This window comes from Algoriphagus sp. oki45 (assembly GCF_036245605.1).
In the GTDB taxonomy this organism is placed as follows: Bacteria; Bacteroidota; Bacteroidia; order Cytophagales; family Cyclobacteriaceae; genus Algoriphagus.
This window is the reverse complement of the sequence record NZ_BTPC01000001.1, coordinates 746,606-765,978: the sequence shown is the minus strand read 5'-3', so window position 1 is coordinate 765,978 and position 19,373 is coordinate 746,606. Positions and strand designations below refer to the sequence as shown.

Genomic DNA, 19,373 nt, shown 5'->3' with positions numbered 1-19,373 from the left:
CAATTTGTTGATTGATTTTTGGATTTAAACCCTTTGCTTGCTGATAAGTTAAAAGAGCAAATTCTATTTATTTTTCAATAGAAAGGAAGCTTTTATATTTTCGCCTCTAGAAACTTAACACATGGAAGATCAGAAAATTTACATCGTTGGTGCTGGAATTTCAGGTTTGATTGCTGCCCTTGAGCTGGAAAAGGCCGATTTTAGTCCTATTATCCTCGAATCCACAGGAGAAGTGGGAGGCAGGATGAAGACTGATGCAGAGGATGGCTTTTTGATGGACCATGGCTTTCAAGTGCTGAATACAGCCTATCCCGAAGCGAAACGATATCTTGATTTTCAGGCCTTGAACCTTAAGACATTTGATCCGGGAGCGGTGATTTTTGACGGGAAAGACTCTTTTATCATCACCGATCCAATGAGAAATCCCCTAAAAGTGGTCAGCATGGCCTTCTCCAAGGTGGGGACTTTCCTTGATAAAGTGAAAATGTTTACGCTGACTCAAGAACTGAAAAAGAAGAGCAATGAGGAGATTTTTAATTCCCCTTCTATTCCCACGCATAAGTATTTGAAGAATTTTGGTTTTTCAGACCTGATTATTGATAATTTCTTCAAGCCTTTTTTCAGAGGAATTTTCCTCGAAAGACACCTGAACACTTCCTCAAGGATGTTTGAGTTTGTATTTAAGATGTTTGCTCTTGGCCATGCGGCGATACCCGAAAAGGGGATGGGAGAAATCCCAAAAATGATTCGAAGACAGTTAAGCAAAACCCAGATTTACTTCAACTCTCCGGTCAAAGAAATTCATGGAAATGTCATTGAAATGGAAAATGGGGATAAACTTGAGGCGGACAGAATTATTATTGCAGTCCAGCCCGATCGGGTGATGAAGCAGCTTCAGGGACAATTTGGCGCACCAAGAAAGGTCATGAATCTGTATTTTTCTCTCCAGAAATCATTCTTGGCCCGCCCAATGATCGGATTATTGACCGGTGAACGGTTGGTGAATAATATCGTATTTATGGATGATGTGTCCAAAGCTTACGCTGAGAATGGACGATCCCTGCTTTCCGTCACTGTTTTGGAAAGCAAATTGGGTGAGAAAGAGCTGATCAAGGCTGTTCAGGATGAATTGGAAGAAGTCTCCGGCATCAAGGGCGAGTATTTCAAATTTGTCAAAGCTTTCCCGATTTCCTATGCCTTGCCCCATGTGGATGATTTGAAATATTCGATTCCTTTTACTGAGTGCAAAATCACCGACCAAGTTTATCTGGCAGGGGACTACTTGCTCAATGCTTCCATCAATGCGGGGATGACTTCTGGAAGGATCGCAGCGGAAGCAGTGATTCATTCTTTCGCACCCACTCACTAAGGATTGATTTTCCCAATCGGAGTTTCATCACACGTCACATCTCCCGCCACATATTGCATCCCATCGAGGAGGAATTGGAGCAGTTGAGGATTATCGTAACTCTGCGCATTGTGGGAGGGAGAGGCATACATGACTTTTCCTTTACCTTCCGGTCTGATCCAAGCTACATAGGTTTTGCCGTCGGTTTTTTCTGATCCTTTTCTCTGATTTTTTATTTCGGAATTATTGAAATAAAGTAAAGGCGTGAAATCACCTTCTTCGTAGGCATTTTTGTAAAAGTAGGGTTCGTCTACGTGATTGAATCCTTCAGGTGAAAAAGCCTGAACCATAGGGTGATTGGGATTCTCCAATCTCACCTGAAAAGCCTGCTGAGGAGGATGATAATCAAAACTGCCTCCTAAAAGCCGACTGAAATCCATGGAGTTATTCAGGATGGTATTTCCTCCGTGAAGAACCAGTAATCCTCCGCCTCCTGCTACGTACTTTCGGATATTTTCCTCCAGTTCCAGCGCTTTTTTCATGGTGGCTGCGGAGTCACCATAAGATTGTATTTTCAACTCATCCCAAAAAAGATTGCGCTTATCAGGCTTTGAATTGGTATTGTTCAAAACGAGTACATCAAACTTTTTGAGATTTTTCAATTCCATGTATTCGATATCTCTGCTGCCGATTACCTCGAAAGCACCACTCTTTTCCCCGAGAATTTTAACTACTTCTTCGGTATGAGGTCTTACCCAGTGATTGAACCCGGTATGCAATGAAAAGACCAAAACCTTCTTCTTTTTGGTACCAGGAAAGGTGGGTTTTTCGGGAGCCAAATCACTGATTTTCTGCTTCCAAGCCTCATCCAAAGTTACCTCAGGTAGGCTTTGTGCACTGACAAACTGAAACGAAAACAGGAAAACGATTCCGTAGATAATGGCTCTGATCATGGGTTTATTGGATTAGTGGTTGGATGCTTTTTAGGAGATTTTAATAATTTCAAAATCACAAGCCCAATAACCTGAAATTTCTATGTCTTTCAAAAGAATTTTGACCTCTGCGTTCTTTTTTGCCCTTTTTTCTACGGGATCGTTTGCGCAGGAAGTCGAGCTCAGAGACTCCGAAAAGGGAGTTGATTTCTACTTCGGTGGAAAGAAAGTTTTGACCTATCAGACAGTCAAAGAACCTGTGCCTCAGGGAATCAAAGAAGCATTCAGCAAATCGGGATTTATTCATCCGATCATTTCTCCAAGCGGTCAAGTGCTCAGTAGGATACAGCCAAAGGATCATTATCATCACTACGGTATTTGGGGACCCTGGACGCGGGCTACTATCCGTGGGAGAGAGGTGGATTTTTGGAATTTGGGGGATGAAAAGGGTAGGGTGGACTTTTCTCATATCCTTTCCAAAAAAATAGCCGGTGGTGCAGCAGAGCTGAATGTTCGTCAAAACCACATCGATCTGAAGGCTCCTGAATCGGAAAGATTGGCTATCGAAGAGGATTTGAGAATCAAATTGAAGCCGGCAGACAAAGGCCGATATATGGTAGATTATACGACTACCATTTCAACCAAAATTCCCGGAGGCATCCTTTTGGATGATTACCGATATGGAGGTGGAATAGGGTTTCGTGCCACAGAAGTTTGGGGAGATGACAACAGTACCATTTTGACTTCAGAGGGCCACGATCGCAAAACTGCAGATGGAACGGAAGCCAAATGGATCATTGTCAAGGGAAAAACTGATTCTCCAGAAGGACAAAGTGGGATTCTTTTTCTCGGCCATAATACCAATAAAGCCCATCCGGAACCTTTGCGGGTTTGGCCAGTCGGTCAGTATAATGGCAAAGGAAATGTGTTCATTGAGTTTTGCCCTATCCGTCATGAATCTTGGGAACTACAGCCCGAAAAACGATACTCCCTCAAGTACCGGATGATCGTATTTGACGGTGACCTCAGTTCCGAGGAAGCTGAGGCTTATTGGAGAGCTTTTGTGAAATAAATATCAAGCAACAAACCATTAACGATATGCAAAGAAGAGATTTTATGAAAAAAACGGCCCTTGCAGGAGCTGCTTTTGGCTTCCCTACCATTGTTCCAGCTTCTGTTTTTGGAAAAAACGCACCGAGCAACAAAATCAATATTGGTCAGATTGGGTGTGGAAGAATTGCCCGTGATCATGATCTACCAGGGACTTGGAGACATGATGTGGCCCGAATTGTAGCGGTATCCGATGTGGATAGCAAGCGGATGGCGGATGGGAAAAAACTGGTCGAAGACTACTACACCAAAAAGCTGGGCGAAAAATACATGGATGTGAAGCAGTATGGGGACTATCGGGAAATGCTACTCAACAAGGATATCGATGCAGTGATTATTTCCACTCCTGACCATTGGCATTCGCAGCCTGCCATGGAGGCAGCTTTGGCTGGAAAGCATATTTATGTGCAGAAACCCACGTCACTGACCATCAAGGAAGGGCGGCAATTGGTAGAAGTGGTCAATAAAACCGGTGTTGTTCTTCAGCTTGGAACGCAGCAGCGCTCGAGTGAGCAATTTAGAATTGCTGCTGAATTGGTTCGAAATGGGCGAATAGGAAAACTTCATACGGTCCGAATTGGTCTTCCGGGAGATCCTGCTGGACCGGATGCCCCACCCATGCCTGTTCCCTCCAATTTAAATTTTGACATGTGGTTGGGTTCCACTCCGGAGATTCCCTACTCAGAGATTGGCGTGCATCCTCAAAACGATTACAGCCGTCCGGGTTGGTTGAGACACGAAAATTACGGTGCAGGAATGATTACCGGCTGGGGTCAGCATCATTTTGACTCAGCGGCATGGGGAATGGATACCGAATTGACCGGACCCAGATATATTGAAGCCGTGGCTGAATTCCCTCGGGCTGGTTTTTGGAATGTGCATGGTGACTTTATGGTCAAAGCCGAATACGACAATGGAATCGTCATGCTGACTTCCGGTGGCTATCCCAACGGGATTCGATACGAAGGTACTGAAGGATGGATTTGGGTTTCCCGAGGAAACTATCAGGCCTCTTCCTCTGATCCTGTAGCCCAAAACAACAATGCCAAAGCTCTGGACGCTTCAAATCCCAAAATCCTGACTTCTCAGATAGGAGAAAATGAAATCCGATTGACCCGAAGTGATGAGCATCACGGAAATTGGCTTGATGCGATACAGGGCAAAACTGAATTGCTTTCTCCTGTAGAAATCGGACATAGGGCCTGTTCTGTGTGCTTGATTAGCCATATTGCCATGAAAATGGGCAGAAAACTGGCTTGGGATCCAGTGAAAGAAGAGTTTATCAATGACCCGGAAGCTAATTCGCATCTCAGTAGGCCTCAGCGAAGACCCTGGGGAACGGATTATGTGAAGGTCTGAAGCAAAAAGTCTGAAGTTTGAATTTAGAAAGCTGAAGAAGTAAGTCATCAAACCTTTGTGAAAACTTCAAAAGCATGAAATGAGGAGGTTTTCCCAACTCACAGAAAAATGGAAATGAATCTGAGAAATTATACATTAGGGGCTTTTGCGGCCCTTTTGTTCGGGGCTTGTAGCTCGACAGAACCTGAAAGCAATATGAGTGAATCCACCATCCAAAATGTAACCATTATGACTTTGGATCCCGGTCATTTTCATGCCGGCTTGATCCATAAGACCATGTATCCGCAAGTGGATTCAACTGTTTACATTTTTGCACCTCCAGGAGATGAATTGAAGGATCATCTGAAACGATTGGAGTCTTACAATACCCGATCAGAAAATCCAACCGCTTGGAATTTGGAGATCTACTCAGGAAATGATTACCTGAAGAAGATGATTTCCCAAAAACCCGGCAATGTGATGATGGTGGCCGGAAAGAATGACAAAAAAATAGATTATATCCTTGAGGCTGTCCAAAATGGGATTCATGTATACGCAGATAAGCCCTTGGTTATCAATCGCGGAGGATTTCAAAAGCTGAAGAAGGCCTTTGAGATAGCTAAAGAGAAAAATTTGCTGGTCTATGATATCATGACGGAGCGGTTCGAGATTACCACTTTACTTCAAAAAGAGCTCTCCAGAATTTCTTCTGTTTTTGGTGAATTGGAAAAAGGAAGCCCGGATAATCCGGCGATCACCAAAGAATCCGTGCATCACTTTTTCAAATATGTTTCTGGAGTTCCTTTGGTTAGACCAGATTGGTTCTTTGATATAGATATCGAAGGAGAGGGAATAGTGGATGTGACCACCCACTTGGTGGACTTGATTCAATGGGAAGCCTATCCGGATCAGATCTTGGATACCACCGATGTTACGATGCTTTCTGCCAGAAGGTGGGCCACCCCTTTGAGCCTAGAAGAATTCCAAAAGGTAACGGGGAAATCAGATTTCTCAGATTTTCTTCAAAAAGATATAAAAAATGGTTCTTTGGAGGTCTTTGCCAATGGTGAAATGAACTACACCTTAAAAGACATTCATGCCAAAGTAAGCGTGATCTGGAATTTTCAGGCACCAGAGGGGGCAGGAGATACCCATTACAGCATGATGCGAGGAACAAAAGCCAACTTGGTTATTCGGCAGGGAAAAGAGCAAAACTACCGTCCTGAGCTCTATGTGGAGCTTTTGGGAGACCAGGATGAAGCATTGGAAGAAGCAGTGAAAATAACTCTTCAATCTACCTATCCTGGAATCGATTTGGAAAAGACTCCCACAGGAGAATATCGGGTGATTATTCCTGATCAATACCACAACGGACATGAAGCACATTTTGCACAAGTCACGGAGCGATTTTTGGAATATTACAAAGACGGCAACATGCCGGATTGGGAAGTGCCAAATATGATTACCAAGTACTATACGACCACTTTGGCTAGGGAATTCGCTCAAAAATAATATTTGAGTAAACTGAACAGACTGGAATTGAATTAGTTTTAACCCTAATTCCAGTTTTTTTATGTCCATATCCGACCCATCTTCCAAAACTCCACTGACAGTCGCCATTGCCGGGGCTGGGGGTTATATCGGAAGTTGGTTTATCGAAAACTTCAGATCCAAGTACAAGATCATCGGCCTCAGCCGCAGAAAAGTTAAGTCCAACCCCTATCCTGAAGTGGAATGGAGACAAGTAGAACTTTATTCCATTTCTTCCACTATTGAGGCTTTAAGGGGAGTGGATGTGGCGATTTATCTGGTTCATTCCATGAATGCTTCCACTCGATTGAATCAGGGAAGTTTTGAAGATACAGATTTGCTTTTGGCAGATAATTTCAGCCGAGCTGCCGAATTGAACGGCGTCAGTCAGATTATTTATCTGGGTGGATTGATTCCCGATGAACCCGAAGAAAGTCTTTCAAGACACTTGAAAAGCCGCCTTGAGGTAGAAAAAACCTTGGGTTCGAGAAAGTCCAAATTGACTGCTTTGCGGGCTTCGATCATTGTCGGTCCTGGGGGGTCGAGTTTTGACATGATCCGAAATTTGGTGAGAAAGCTCCCGGTATTGATGTGTCCTCAATGGACCGAATCTTTGACCCAACCTATCTCATTGAAGGATACTTTGGATATCATTGACACTTGCATAGGAAATCCTTCTGTTTTTGGGCAGGTAATAGAAATTGGAAGTGACGAGGTGATGTCTTACCGGCGAATGTTGGAAAAAACTGCTGAAGTCATGGGGAAAAACAGACTCGTTTTTTCCATACCTGTATTTTCCTTGGGCTTAAGCAAATTTTGGGTCGGTCTATTTGGGGAAAGCCCGCCCCAATTGGTTTCCCCGTTGGTAGAAAGTCTGAGACACACCTTGGTTGTTTCTGACCGATTGGCATTCAAGGAAAAGAAAATCAATTACCTCAGCTATGAGGAGTCGGTCAAGATTGCATTGACTGCAAATGAAACGCCCAGCTTGCCTGATTTTTTCAAAAAGAAAGGCGTGAAAAATACTGTTCGGTCGATTCAGCGTATTCCCAACAAAGGAAGGAACTCAGCGCTTTGGGTGGCGAATCGCTATTATTTATGGTTGCCTAAATTCTTTCGTTTTTTGATTAATGGAAAAGTATCCAATCAGGGAGAAATCGGCTTTCATTTGCTCTGGGGGAAAAAGCCCATGCTTCAACTGACCTTGATTCCTGACCGAAGTGATGAGCAAAGGCAGCTCTTTTATATCACGGGAGGCTGGCTGGTCAAGCGTTTTGATTACGGATGGATGGAGTTTAGAGAAGTGCTGGACAGCCGATATATCGTTTCTGCCATTCATGAATTTGTTCCCCGCCTTCCGTGGATTATTTACATCAATACACAGGCTAAGTTGCATCTTTGGGTAATGAATCGTTTCAAGCGATACTTGGAGAAAAAGTCGGAATGAAAACTCAAATAGTCGATCTTTAGCTTTCGATAGATCGTAAATACATCAGAAATCAATGCTGTCGAAGTCGTCTCGATAGATCAATAAAATCAACAAAAAGATGAAAACCCTTTCTTTCAAAAACGGAGATAAAATACCTGCACTTGGCTTGGGCACCTGGAAAAGCAAACCCGGGGAAGTGAGAAAAGCTGTCTATTGGGCAATAGAGGCTGGGTATAGACATATAGATTGTGCGGCAATTTATCAGAATGAAAAAGAGGTAGGGCAGGGGATTTCGGATGCCTTGTCTGATGGTTTGGTGAAAAGGAGCGAGCTTTTTGTTACTTCCAAGCTCTGGAATGATTGCCATAGGCATGAGGATGTCAAGCCTGCCTTGGAAAAGTCCTTGGAAAATCTCCGCTTAGATTACCTGGATTTGTACTTAGTTCACTGGCCGGTTTCCTTTAAGCATGGGGTCACTTTTGCCACGCACCGGGAGGAATTCTACACCTACCAGGATGTGCCTCTGACTCAAACCTGGGAAGCCATGCAAGAGCAAAAAGGGACTGGATTGGCCAAGCATATTGGGGTATCCAATTTCAATCAGACCAAATTGCGGGAAATCCTGGCGATGAAAGGAGAAGCGCCTGAAATGAATCAGGTGGAGATGCATCCTTTTTTGCCTCAGCTTTCTTTGGTGAATTTCTGTAAGGAAAATGGCATACTGATGACCGCCTATTCACCCTTAGGCTCGCCGGATTCGAGGGCAGAGCGACACAAAAATGATCCCGTTCTCTTATCTAATCCTTTGGTTGAGGAGATTGCCGAAAAATACGGAGTCAACCCTGGAGTTATCCTGATAGCTTGGTCCCTGCACCGGGATATTGCTGTCATTCCTAAATCTGTAAATCGGGATAGGATATTCTCGAATTTCGAAGCTTCCCGAATTCAATTAAGAGAAGAAGACATGCTGGAACTTCGGGATTTGGGCATTTCACATCGGTTTATTGATGGAAGCTTTTTTACAGGCCCACATAGTCCATATAAGCAAAGCGATCTTTGGGATTGAACAAAGAAAACCCGGACGAATTCAAATATGTCCGGGTTTTTTTATCCTAATCCTCAAATTCTAAGGCTTCCAATATTTCAGCCATTTGGTCAAAGTCCCGTAACCCCGCCTTGATTTCTGTGCCTCCGTTTAGGGAAATTCCGTAAATCGGTAATTCTTCTGTAATTTCTACTACATCATTTGGATTGAAGCCATCTGCCAAAATCACTTGGAATTTCTCTGAAAGCCTCCGGATTTCTGCCTGTTTTTCAATTGCAGATTCGATATTAGTCAAGTGGAGATAGATTGACTTAGGCCCCAGTTTTTCCTTCAATTCCTGGTCCAAATGATTGATTTCATCGAGATTGCATTTATAAATAAATGAAAGCCCAAGATCTGAAAGGGATAGAAGTTGGTTCAAACGATCGTGTTCGACCCAGGTAATACCCGGATATTTGGCGAGTTTTTCCCGCAATTCCTCATCTGGTAATCCGGACGATTCACCCACATACTCTACTCCAGAGAGCCAACCTGTTATTTCCTCAAACTCCTCAGGACTGACAAAATTGGGGTCTTCCGGATTGATGCAAAAGCCCAAAAGATTAACGGTCATTCCCGAACAGTATCTTGCATCAGTCAGGTTGGTAATATGATTGATTTTTACAAAAGTCTTTAATGCCATTTCTTGATCAGATTGTAGAGCGAAAGTACTTCACAAAATTTGTCCAGAAAAGAAATCAGCTCAGAAGTAAAACTGCAAATTCTAAAAATCAAGAAACAAAATCTTCTATTTTTACTTCTCTGATTAGTTATGCGGAAGATTTATCTGTTTTTTTTTATTTCTCTGAGTTGCTTGATTTTCTCTTGCGAAGAGGAAATTGAGCCAGCTTCTTTTGATCCTCAATATGAATTCCAGCCTTTGGAAATTGGTCGTTTTTGGATTTATGAGGTGGAACAGACCATCCATTTTGGGGAAAATGATTCGGAGGAATTTTCTTTTTTCGTTCAGGACAGAATCCGGTCCTCCTACGCTAATGTAGAGGGGAATTTGGTTTATGTAGTACAAAGGAGTACATCCGAAGACCAATCAGAATGGGTTAAGGAGCTTGATTATACAATTCAAATCAAAGATTTATCTCTTCTCAGAACTGTAAACAATCAAACTTTAGTGGCACTCAGTTTTCCTCCTGAAGTTGGCAAAGTCTGGAATGGATTGGCCTATAGGGCAGAGGGGAGTGATGAATTTGAAGTAGAGACCATGGATTCGGAACAGGTCAAAGTCAAGCAAGAGGAATTGGATGATGAAGTGACTATACGAGATCTTCGATATGAAGTATTCCAAAAAGAGGTAGGTTTGATTGAAAAATATTCAGAAGTAGTAACTTACTGCTCAAGAAACGACTGTCTGGGTCAACAATTGATCAACGGAGGAGAAAAAATTCATTTGAGATTGGTGGATTATGGAAAAAATTAAACTGGTTTTGTTTGCCTTTACTTTTTTGGCTTTTATCTCTTTTTCAGAAGCCCAGAATCGCTATGCCGTTTATTACAAATACAAGCCACAATCAGAGTTTACTTTATCCAATCCAGGGGAATACCTGAGTGCCAAAGCACTCCAAAGAAGGCAACGGGAGGGCATTTCTGCTGATAGTTTGGATCTGCCTGTATCAAAAAAATACCAAGAGGCTGTGGAAATTCAAGCTGACTACTTGTTTTACAGCAGTAAATGGCTCAACGCTTCTGTGATTATTGCAAATGAATCACAAGTCAAATCCATTGCCGCATTGCCATTTGTTGAAAAGGTGGAATTAGTGGCTTTCGGATTTACCCCACCGCCATCGGGAAGGCTAAAGAACTATCTGCGGGTCAGTGCTAGCAGTGCTGTAAATTGTGAAGAACCCAAATTAAATGCCCGAATCACCGAAGTAGGTCAAAATCAATCTTACCAGTTTCAAAATGAAGTGATTGGAATTGACGTCATGCATGAGGAAGGTTTTACCGGAAAAGGAATCACCATTGCTGTATTTGATGCAGGCTTTCCCGGAGTCAATCAGGCCAAAGGGTTCGAAGGATTGATAGCAAATGGTCAAATAGTCGGACAGAAAGACATGATTCGTCCTTGGAATCCTTCTGTTTTTACAGATCATCCTCATGGAACCAATGTTCTTTCTTTGATCGGTGCCAATGATCCGGGTGTATTGGTTGCAGGGGCATATGAATCGGATTTTATTTTAGTGATCACTGAAGAAGTGGCTACTGAATATCGAGTTGAGGAGTTGAATTGGGTGAGAGGTGCCGAATATGCAGACAGTCTGGGAGTGGACATTATCAGTAGTTCTGTTGGCTATTGGGATTTTGACGATCCTGCAATGAATTACACCATCGCAGATTTAGATGGTAAAACTGCAACGATTACAAAAGGCGCTTCTATAGCTTCGAATAAAGGTATCTTGGTTGTAAACAGTGTTGGTAATTATGGTTCAAGAGGAACTTCGTCCCTAGTAGCACCGGCAGATGCATCCGGGATTTTGGCTATTGGTTCAGTTAATTCCAATCTCGCTGTTTCAGGTTTTAGTTCCCGAGGTCCCACAGGTGATGGAAGGCTCAAGCCCGATTTGGTGGCTTTTGGAGAGAGCCCTATTCTGTTGAGAGCAAATGGTACTTCAGGTGCTGCAAGTGGTACCTCTTTTTCAGCGCCTCAAGTGACCGCTTTGGCTGCGGGACTTTGGCAGGCAAGACCCGAGTGGAAAAAGGATGAATTGATTCAACGGCTTTTGGAAAGTTCCAGCAATTTCGAAAACCCAGACAATAATTTGGGTTATGGAATTCCCAGTTTTTATCAGGCCTACTTTGGAGAGATTCTTTCAGCTGAATTAGAGGAAAAAGTGGAATGGAAAGTCTTTCCGAATCCTTTGTCAGGTGAGGAATTGATGATTTATTTTGGTACTGGTCTAGAAAGCCAATTCGAATTAATTGACCTTACTGGGAAAGTTTTGATCCAAACAAAGGTGATTCGAGCAGATGTAAAGACTCCATTTATTGTGCAGCTTGCCGGAGTGAAGCCGGGACTATATCTGGTTCAGATGTCTGATGGTGTTCGATTCAATCAAATCAAACTCCTCAAACAATAACATTTTCAAAGAAATTTATTCTTCCAGACTATGAATCCCCTTATTGCCCCGTCAATTCTTGCATCGGACTTTGCTAATCTTCAAAAGGAGGTAGAGATGCTGAACCGGTCGGAAGCGGATTTTATCCATGTGGATATCATGGATGGGGTTTTTGTGCCAAATATTTCATTTGGAATTCCAGTCACTGAGTCCATTCACAAGCATGCTAAAAAGCCCTTGGATGTTCATTTGATGATCGTTCGTCCGGATGATTACTTGGAATCATTTAGAAAAGCTGGGGCAGAAATTCTTACTGTCCACCTAGAGGTCTGCACTCATCTTCATCGCACTTTGCAAGCGATAAAGCAATTGGGTGCAAAAGCAGGAGTGGCTATCAATCCGCATACTCCGGTCAGTTTTCTTTCTGAGGTGATCGAGGAAATAGATTTAGTGTGTGTGATGTCTGTTAATCCTGGCTTTGGTGGACAAAAGTTTATTGAGAACACCTACTCTAAGGTTTCCAGATTAAAGGACTTGATTGTTTCTAAAAACTCAAAAACACTCATAGAAGTGGACGGTGGAGTTAATTTGACCAATGCCCCCCAACTTTTTCAAGCCGGTGCGGATGTGTTGGTTGCCGGTAGTTTTGTTTTTAATTCATCCGATCCCATTCAAATTATTTCGCAATTGAAAGAATCTGTTTTTTGAAAAACCGCTTATCATAAAAAATCTTAAAATCGGAAATATGAACTTGTGATTCCATTCCGAGGTTGGTTTATTGTAAGTTGTATTCATTTAAACCAAGATAGTTATGAGAAAAATTTGGATGTTTTTAGCTCTTTTTATGGGGTATAGTATGTTTAGTGTTGCTCAGGAGGCAGAAGAAGTGACCGATGAGGATTTGGCAAAATTTGCTAAAGTCGAGGTAATGACATCACAGTACGTAGAGGATAAAACAGAGGAGCTGAAAAACATGATTATCAATAATGAGGTCATTGATGGAGGTGCCAGATATAATGAAATTAAAGCCGCTTGGGGTGATGCTGCCAAAGAAGCAGAAATTGAACTGACGGATGAAGAAAGAGCTGCCTATAAAGCAATCAAAGATTTTCAGGATTCTCTTCAGCAGTCCGTTGTTGATTATAAAACCGAATTGATCAAGGATGATGAAGTTTTAGGAGTATCTATCTACAATAAAGTAAATGGAGCGATTAAAGAAGATCCGGCTCTAAAAGAAAGACTGGACCAAATGGTAGAGGAAATGAAAACTAAGGGAGATTCCTGATTGGTTATCAGTAAGTGTGGCAATAAATTTGAAGAAGTCTCTAAAAAAGAGACTTCTTTTTTTATAGGTTTAAGCTAATTAGCGTTATAAATTCTCATGCACACTTTCAAATCATTTCTTGTTTTGCTTTCGATCCTGATGATTGGGAATATTGCCCAAGCACAGGACGAGGATATTTTTGGAATCAGTACCAAGGCAAAAAATCCCAAAAGTGAGTCCGGTGTCGGAAATGCCTTTCGGAATGTAATCGAGCAATTTGCTTTTGAATTTTCTACCGGGGCGGCTTATCACCAGATGGGGATGAGTTTTTATTCCGAAAATCCCAGTCTCTATCCAATAAGCCAATTCCAGAACTTCGAAAATCCCTTAGACATTTCTCCTGAAAACCCTCTTGAAATGAGTTCAGGAGACTGGATTTTTCCTTTATTCAACGGAGGACTAAGGATAAATCTTTTTAATCTGCTTACCATCGGAGGCGGATACGGAATTGAATGGGGCAATCTTTCTCCGATGCAAGGAGGTGACTTTGAATTTCCTTTTGAAGGAACTTCTTATCAAATTTCAAAAACTTACGGTACTGTCGGGTTAGTTCTTTTTGATGCCAAAAGAAGGCAGGGGTTTTTAAAAATGAGATATAGAAAATATAGCTCAAACAATTTATACATGCAGTCTGAATTGAGGCAAAGAGCCCGTCAGATTTATCCTTGGCGGTTTATTTTGGAGGGGGAATTTGGCCAACTTAAATTAAAAAATGCCTATGATCCTGCTCTAGACCTGCCCAATCAACCCTACGAATCTAAATTGGCGGTGTCCGAAGATCCCTATTTCGGAGTAGGATTGAGGGTAGAGCGAGATTTTTCTGAATATACCAAGCTATTTATAAAAGGGGGAGGAGAGTTTCGATCCTTTACCTATGCTTCTTCTGATTTTTCCGAATTTCAGGAAATCAACCAGTCTGTTTACTCGATGCAGTTGGGTTTGGCTATACGGATCCCTGGAACCAAGCGATGCAAAGTGCAGGGATGCGGAGTGGTAATGAAGCACATGCATGATGGAATCGAATATAGAGGAAGCTCTATTTTCAATCTTCAAAACCGAAAAGTTGGTCAATGGTACTGACGGAATAATATCCGTTTTACTTTGAATCTGAGGTTTCAAAAGCCTTCTCTTTTTGCTATCTTGCGGCTTAATTTGACCCGCGAAAAAGCATTTTATGGCCCAAGGAGAAAACGAGAACATCATACCCATTAATATTGAAGAGGAAATGCGTGGAGCCTACATCGATTATTCGATGTCGGTTATTGTTTCAAGAGCACTTCCTGATGTCCGTGACGGACTCAAACCAGTTCACAGAAGGATTCTTTTCGGAATGCAAGAACTGGGAGTTTTACACAACAAGCCTTATAAAAAATCTGCGAGAATTGTAGGGGAAGTACTAGGGAAGTACCATCCTCATGGTGACTCGGCTGTCTATGATACCATGGTCCGCATGGCCCAAGAGTGGTCCCTGAGATATCCGATGGTAGATGGACAGGGTAATTTTGGGTCTATCGATGGAGATAATCCAGCTGCTATGCGATATACCGAGGCAAGACTGAGAAGAATTGCTGAGGAAATGCTAGTCGATATCAACAAAGACACCGTTGATTTTCAATTCAATTTTGACGACTCCCTCAAAGAGCCTACTGTTTTGCCGGCTAAGGTTCCGGCATTATTGCTTAATGGGGCTTCCGGTATCGCAGTCGGTATGGCTACCAATATGGCTCCTCACAATCTGGGTGAGGTGATCGACGGGATTGTCGCTTATATTGACAATCGAGAAATTACAGTATCAGAATTGATGCAGCATGTTACTGCTCCAGACTTTCCTACAGGTGGGATTATCTATGGATACAATGGTGTCAAAGCTGCTTTTGAAACTGGTAGGGGTCGAATTGTTGTAAGAGGAAAAGCTAACATCGAAACCAAGGATGGAGGTAATCGGGAGATGATCGTCATCACCGAGATTCCTTACATGGTCAATAAGGCCAACATGGTGGAGAAAACCGCCCAACTCATCAACGAAAAGAAAATTGACGGGATTTCTGCGATCCGGGATGAATCCGACCGATCCGGAATGCGGATTGTCTATGAACTTAAAAGGGATGCTGTACCCAGCGTCGTCTTAAACAACCTTTACAAACAAACCCAGCTTCAGACCTCATTCTCAGTTAATAATGTCGCCTTGGTCAAAGGCAGACCTCAAACTTTAAATCTTAAGGATCTGATTTCCCACTACGTCAGCCATAGGCACGAGGTAGTAGTCAGAAGGACGGAATACGAACTCAAAGAAGCAGAAAAGAGAGCTCATATTCTTCAAGGATATTTGATTGCTTTGGATCATTTGGACGAAGTGATTGCTTTGATCAGAAACTCTGCCGATCCTGAGACAGCTAGAAATGGATTGATGGAGCGTTTTGAATTAAGTGAAATTCAAGCCCGTGCTATTTTGGATATGAGATTGCAGCGTCTCACAGGAATGGAGCGTGAAAAGATTGTCCAAGAGTACAAGGAAATCATGGCCTTGATCGAGGAATTGAAAGAAATCCTAGCCAATGAGGACAAGCGGATGGAAATCATCAAAACCGAACTTTTAGAGATGAAGGGTCGCTATGCCGATGATCGACGAACTGAAATCGAGCACAATGCAGAGGATTTCAGCTATGAGGACATGATTCCAAATGAAGAAGTAGTGATCACAGTTTCCCATCAGGGATATGTGAAGCGAACAGCTCTTACCGAATACCGTACTCAGGGCCGTGGAGGAGTAGGTTCAAGGGGAGTGAGTACCAAAGACGATGATTGGACTGAATATCTTTTCACTGCCTCTACCCATAATTACCTGTTGATATTTACCGACATGGGTAAATTATTCTGGCTCAAAACCTATGCTATTCCGGAAGGATCCAAAACTTCCAAAGGAAGGCCTATTCAAAACCTGATCAATATTGAATCAGGAGATAAAATCCGAGCCATTATTCAGGTAGATGATTTGAATGATCAGGATTACATCAACAATCACTTCCTAGTGATGGTAACCAAGCAGGGAATCATCAAAAAAACCACCTTGGAGCAATATTCCCGACCAAGATCCAACGGAATTATCGCTCTAAACATCCGGGAAGATGATCAATTGGTCAATGTGGATATGACTAATGGAGATCAGCATATCGTTATTGCTGCCAAGTCCGGAAGAGCAATTCACTTCCATGAATCAGCGGTAAGGCCAATGGGAAGAACCGCCACTGGTGTAAAAGCGATCACGTTAAATGATGCGAATGATTTTGTCATTGGCATGGTTTGTGCCTCCGAAGAAAATGCCACTCTGCTCGTTGTCTCCGAGAAAGGCTATGGAAAAAGATCCATGCTTGAAGAATACAGAATCACCAATCGTGGTGGAAAAGGAGTGAAAGCAATGAATGTGACTGAGAAAACAGGCGCACTTGTTGCAATCAAAGAAGTGGTAGATTCAGACGATCTCATGATCATCAACAAGTCGGGAATTATCATCCGTATCTCGATGGAGCAATTGAGAATCATGGGAAGAGCAACCCAGGGAGTTAGGCTTATCAAGGTAGGAGAAGGGGATGAAATTTCATCTGTGGAAAAAATCTCTAAAGAGGAAGATGAAAATGAAGAATCTTCCGATCTTGCGAACGAATCTTCCGAATCCAACGAAGAAATAACCGAATAATCAAACAAAAGAAAACAATACGAATGAAAAAGCTAATTTTCTCTTTAGCACTTGCAGCTTCCACCACTTTTGTTTTTGGACAAAAGAAAATGGTAAGAGAAGCTGAAAAAGGTTTCAAATCAGGAAACTTCACTGAAGCCCTAACAGCCATTGATGCGGCAATCGCAAATCCTGAAACAAGTGGTGACCCAGCAACCTATTTGGTTAAAGCTCAAATTCAAACCAAAATGTTTGGTTCGGATTCTTCTAACACCATGAATACTCTGGAAATTGGAAATGCTGCATTTGACACGTACATGGAGGCATTTGAGAAAGCTGGTAGCGACAAGAGCTCAACTGTTGGTAAGGAAATCTATGAAGAAGACCTAGCCGGAGTCCCTGATAATCTTCGTCCATACTCTGTCATTACCCTAAAGAATGTTTCATTTGATAAGGCCTTGGAGCGTTATGAGAATGAAGACATTGAAATGGCTTATGAATTCTTCAACTTGGCTGGAAAAGTAGACCTTCAGGACTCCACAATCCATTACAATGCAGGTTTCATCGCTAATGACCTAGGGCGTTTTGAAGATGCTAAGAGACACTTTGGTTATCTTTTAGAGTTGCCTGAGTATAACAAAATCAACGCCTATTACTTCATGGTTCAGATCCTGAGCTCTGAGGACAAGGATCCTGAAGGTGCATATGCATTGGTTGAAAAAGCCAGACAGGAATATCCTGATGACAAGGTATTGGCAGAATATGAAATCCAGTTGCTATTGCAATTGAACAAAATGGATCAGGCTATGTCTCAAATCAAAGATGCTTTGGAAAATGATCCAAACAATGCAGGTCTTTGGTTGAGATCCGGCTACTTAAAAGAGCAGGCAGGCGATTTGGATGGTGGCTTAGCTGACTACAAGAAAGCTACGGAAGTTGATCCTGAATTTTATCAAGGAAATTATTACACCGGTGCATTGCTTCTTGAGATGTCTACCAAAATGCTCAATGAGTTGAACAATCTCTCTGATGCAGAATGGGAAAAGCAATCTCCAATCGTAGGAGCAAAAGCTGATGAAAACTACAAGGAAGCTGCCAAATACTTCGAGAAAGCTTCTCAAATCCAACCGGATAACAATGACGTATTGATCATTCTCTATCAGGTTTATACCCGATTGAAAAACACCGCTGAAGCAGAAAAAATCAATCAGAAATTGACTGAAAGATTAGGTCCAAACTGGATGGAAAAATAATAATTCTCTCACCGAGATAAGTAAAGAGGGGCTGTTTCTATTTTTGAGACAGCCTCTTTTCTATTTTTTCATTCTTGCCAAACTTTGAATAATTAAATTTGCTTTGAGTTGATTGTCAGTATTTTCTTGGTAATTAGTTTATTTGAATTGGAATTGATCTTTTGAAAATGAGAAAAGCATGCCTTTTTGTTTCTTTAGTCCTTCTGTCTTTTGCCAATTCAATAGCTCAAGTCAAAAATCAAAAGTTCTTCAATATTTCCTATGAGTCTGGTCCTATGCTGAGTAATGGAACAGAATGGGGAGACAATATTAAGGATCTAGTGAATTACAAAGCGCTTGACCTTCAGCTGGGTTGGAGAAGTTTGTCGAATTCTAAATATGATTACCTCTACCGTTTTCCTGTTTTTGGTGTCGGGTTCAATAGTGCCTTGACCTACACCCGTGAAATAGGCAGACCAATGGCATTTTATGGATGGGTGGATATTCCATTTTCCTTTCCCCAAGTAGATAAAAAATTGAGCTTCGGCTACTATTCTCAAATGGGAATTGGATTCAATCTGACCCCCTTTGACCCTGATCTCAACCCGGAGAATCAATACATTGGCTCTAATATCAATGCTTATGTCAATCTTGGGTTCTATTCCAAATATCAAATCAGTGAGCGGGTAGGATTAAGGGCAGGATTTGGATTGAAGCACTATTCCAACGGAGCCACAAAAAAGCCCAATGCTGGAATCAACCTTTTTCCTTTGAATTTGGCAGTCAATGTACAGCTAGGAGAACTGAGTCCTCTGAATTATTCCAAGCCGGATTTTTCGGAAAAAGAACCCCGATCTTATGTGAATTTGGCACTTTACACCGGGATGAGAAATTATGAGATCGGAGATCCATCCTATTTTAGAGGAGGATTGGGAATCAATTACCTGATTGAGCCGTCTTACAAATATCGATTGGGTCTGGGCTTGGATTTGTTTTGGGCCCAAGGAATGGAATTGAGATTTCCAGGTGAAAGTTTTTCGTTTAGGGACCAAACTTCCCTTGCCGTAGTCGGATCTTGGGAATGGCAGCTGACTTCCAGATTGTTCGTTCCGATCGGTTTGGGAGTATATTTATATAGAAATGAACTCAATCAGGAATTCACCTGGTTTTATGAGCGAATCGGAGTACGATATCGGTTTGGCAGTGATTTTTCAGCAGGTATGTCCATCAAAGCTCACAAAGCAAAAGCAGACTTTTTTGAATTCACTCTTGGCTATACAATCCCAAGAAAGTAATCGGATG

The 19,373-nt window shown here is 42.1% G+C and carries 16 protein-coding genes; 14 read left to right on the top strand and 2 right to left on the bottom strand.

The genetic code is table 11. The annotated features are described in order from the left end of the window. The first annotated feature begins 121 nt into the window (after positions 1–121). Complete coding sequence (locus AAA942_RS03390; RefSeq protein ID WP_338218826.1) at positions 122–1,369, top strand: NAD(P)/FAD-dependent oxidoreductase; 1,248 nt, start codon at positions 122–124, stop codon at positions 1,367–1,369. Here AAA942_RS03390 and AAA942_RS03385 read toward each other — a convergent pair. Beyond that, the gene (locus AAA942_RS03385; RefSeq protein WP_338218825.1) at positions 1,366–2,301 is read right to left on the bottom strand and encodes a ThuA domain-containing protein; all 936 of its coding nucleotides are present in this window, start codon (positions 2,299–2,301) and stop codon (positions 1,366–1,368) included. The two genes, AAA942_RS03390 and AAA942_RS03385, sit on opposite strands and share 4 nt — an antisense overlap. 82 nt (positions 2,302–2,383) lie before the next feature. On the opposite strand from AAA942_RS03385, the gene AAA942_RS03380 reads away from it, so the two are divergent. From AAA942_RS03380 to AAA942_RS03360, 5 genes are all read left to right on the top strand, one after another. Beyond that, entirely contained in the window at positions 2,384–3,352 is a 969-nt protein-coding gene (locus AAA942_RS03380; RefSeq protein WP_338218824.1) for a DUF6807 domain-containing protein, read from the top strand. Positions 3,353–3,378: 26 nt separating this feature from the next. Then, positions 3,379–4,749: a Gfo/Idh/MocA family protein gene (locus tag AAA942_RS03375; RefSeq protein ID WP_338218823.1), complete on the top strand. Its 1,371-nt coding sequence runs from the start codon at positions 3,379–3,381 to the stop codon at positions 4,747–4,749. Positions 4,750–4,857: 108 nt separating this feature from the next. Next, positions 4,858–6,240, top strand: coding sequence for a putative oxidoreductase C-terminal domain-containing protein (locus tag AAA942_RS03370; RefSeq protein ID WP_338218822.1), 1,383 nt, complete (start codon positions 4,858–4,860; stop codon positions 6,238–6,240). 61 nt (positions 6,241–6,301) lie between these two features. Next, the gene (locus tag AAA942_RS03365) at positions 6,302–7,705 is read left to right on the top strand and encodes an NAD-dependent epimerase/dehydratase family protein (protein ID WP_338218821.1); all 1,404 of its coding nucleotides are present in this window, start codon (positions 6,302–6,304) and stop codon (positions 7,703–7,705) included. A gap of 100 nt (positions 7,706–7,805) precedes the next feature. After that, positions 7,806–8,753, top strand: coding sequence for an aldo/keto reductase (locus AAA942_RS03360; protein ID WP_338218820.1), 948 nt, complete (start codon positions 7,806–7,808; stop codon positions 8,751–8,753). A gap of 46 nt (positions 8,754–8,799) precedes the next feature. Here AAA942_RS03360 and AAA942_RS03355 read toward each other — a convergent pair whose 3' ends face one another. After that, positions 8,800–9,414: a phosphoribosylanthranilate isomerase gene (locus tag AAA942_RS03355; protein ID WP_338218819.1), complete on the bottom strand. Its 615-nt coding sequence runs from the start codon at positions 9,412–9,414 to the stop codon at positions 8,800–8,802. 129 nt (positions 9,415–9,543) lie between these two features. On the opposite strand from AAA942_RS03355, the gene AAA942_RS03350 reads away from it, so the two are divergent. From AAA942_RS03350 to AAA942_RS03315, 8 genes are all read left to right on the top strand, one after another. Continuing rightward, a complete protein-coding gene (locus tag AAA942_RS03350) occupies positions 9,544–10,206 on the top strand; it encodes a hypothetical protein (RefSeq protein WP_338218818.1) in 663 nt (220 codons plus the stop codon). Then, positions 10,193–11,863, top strand: a complete 1,671-nt coding sequence (locus tag AAA942_RS03345; RefSeq protein ID WP_338218817.1) for a S8 family serine peptidase — start codon at positions 10,193–10,195, stop codon at positions 11,861–11,863. The genes AAA942_RS03350 and AAA942_RS03345 overlap by 14 nt, the downstream gene beginning before the upstream one ends. 30 nt (positions 11,864–11,893) lie before the next feature. Beyond that, a complete protein-coding gene (rpe, locus tag AAA942_RS03340) occupies positions 11,894–12,550 on the top strand; it encodes a ribulose-phosphate 3-epimerase (protein WP_338218816.1) in 657 nt (218 codons plus the stop codon). A 103-nt stretch (positions 12,551–12,653) separates the two neighbouring features. Then, positions 12,654–13,127, top strand: coding sequence for a hypothetical protein (locus AAA942_RS03335; protein ID WP_338218815.1), 474 nt, complete (start codon positions 12,654–12,656; stop codon positions 13,125–13,127). Between the two features lie 96 nt (positions 13,128–13,223). After that, a complete protein-coding gene (locus tag AAA942_RS03330) occupies positions 13,224–14,246 on the top strand; it encodes a hypothetical protein (RefSeq protein WP_338218814.1) in 1,023 nt (340 codons plus the stop codon). Between the two features lie 94 nt (positions 14,247–14,340). After that, positions 14,341–16,860, top strand: coding sequence for a DNA gyrase subunit A (gyrA, locus tag AAA942_RS03325; RefSeq protein WP_338218813.1), 2,520 nt, complete (start codon positions 14,341–14,343; stop codon positions 16,858–16,860). A gap of 23 nt (positions 16,861–16,883) precedes the next feature. Next, on the top strand, positions 16,884–18,092 hold the full coding sequence (locus tag AAA942_RS03320; RefSeq protein ID WP_338218812.1) for a tetratricopeptide repeat protein: 1,209 nt from the start codon (positions 16,884–16,886) through the stop codon (positions 18,090–18,092). Positions 18,093–18,259: 167 nt separating this feature from the next. Then, the gene (locus tag AAA942_RS03315) at positions 18,260–19,366 is read left to right on the top strand and encodes an acyloxyacyl hydrolase (RefSeq protein WP_338218811.1); all 1,107 of its coding nucleotides are present in this window, start codon (positions 18,260–18,262) and stop codon (positions 19,364–19,366) included. Positions 19,367–19,373: the final 7 nt, after the last annotated feature.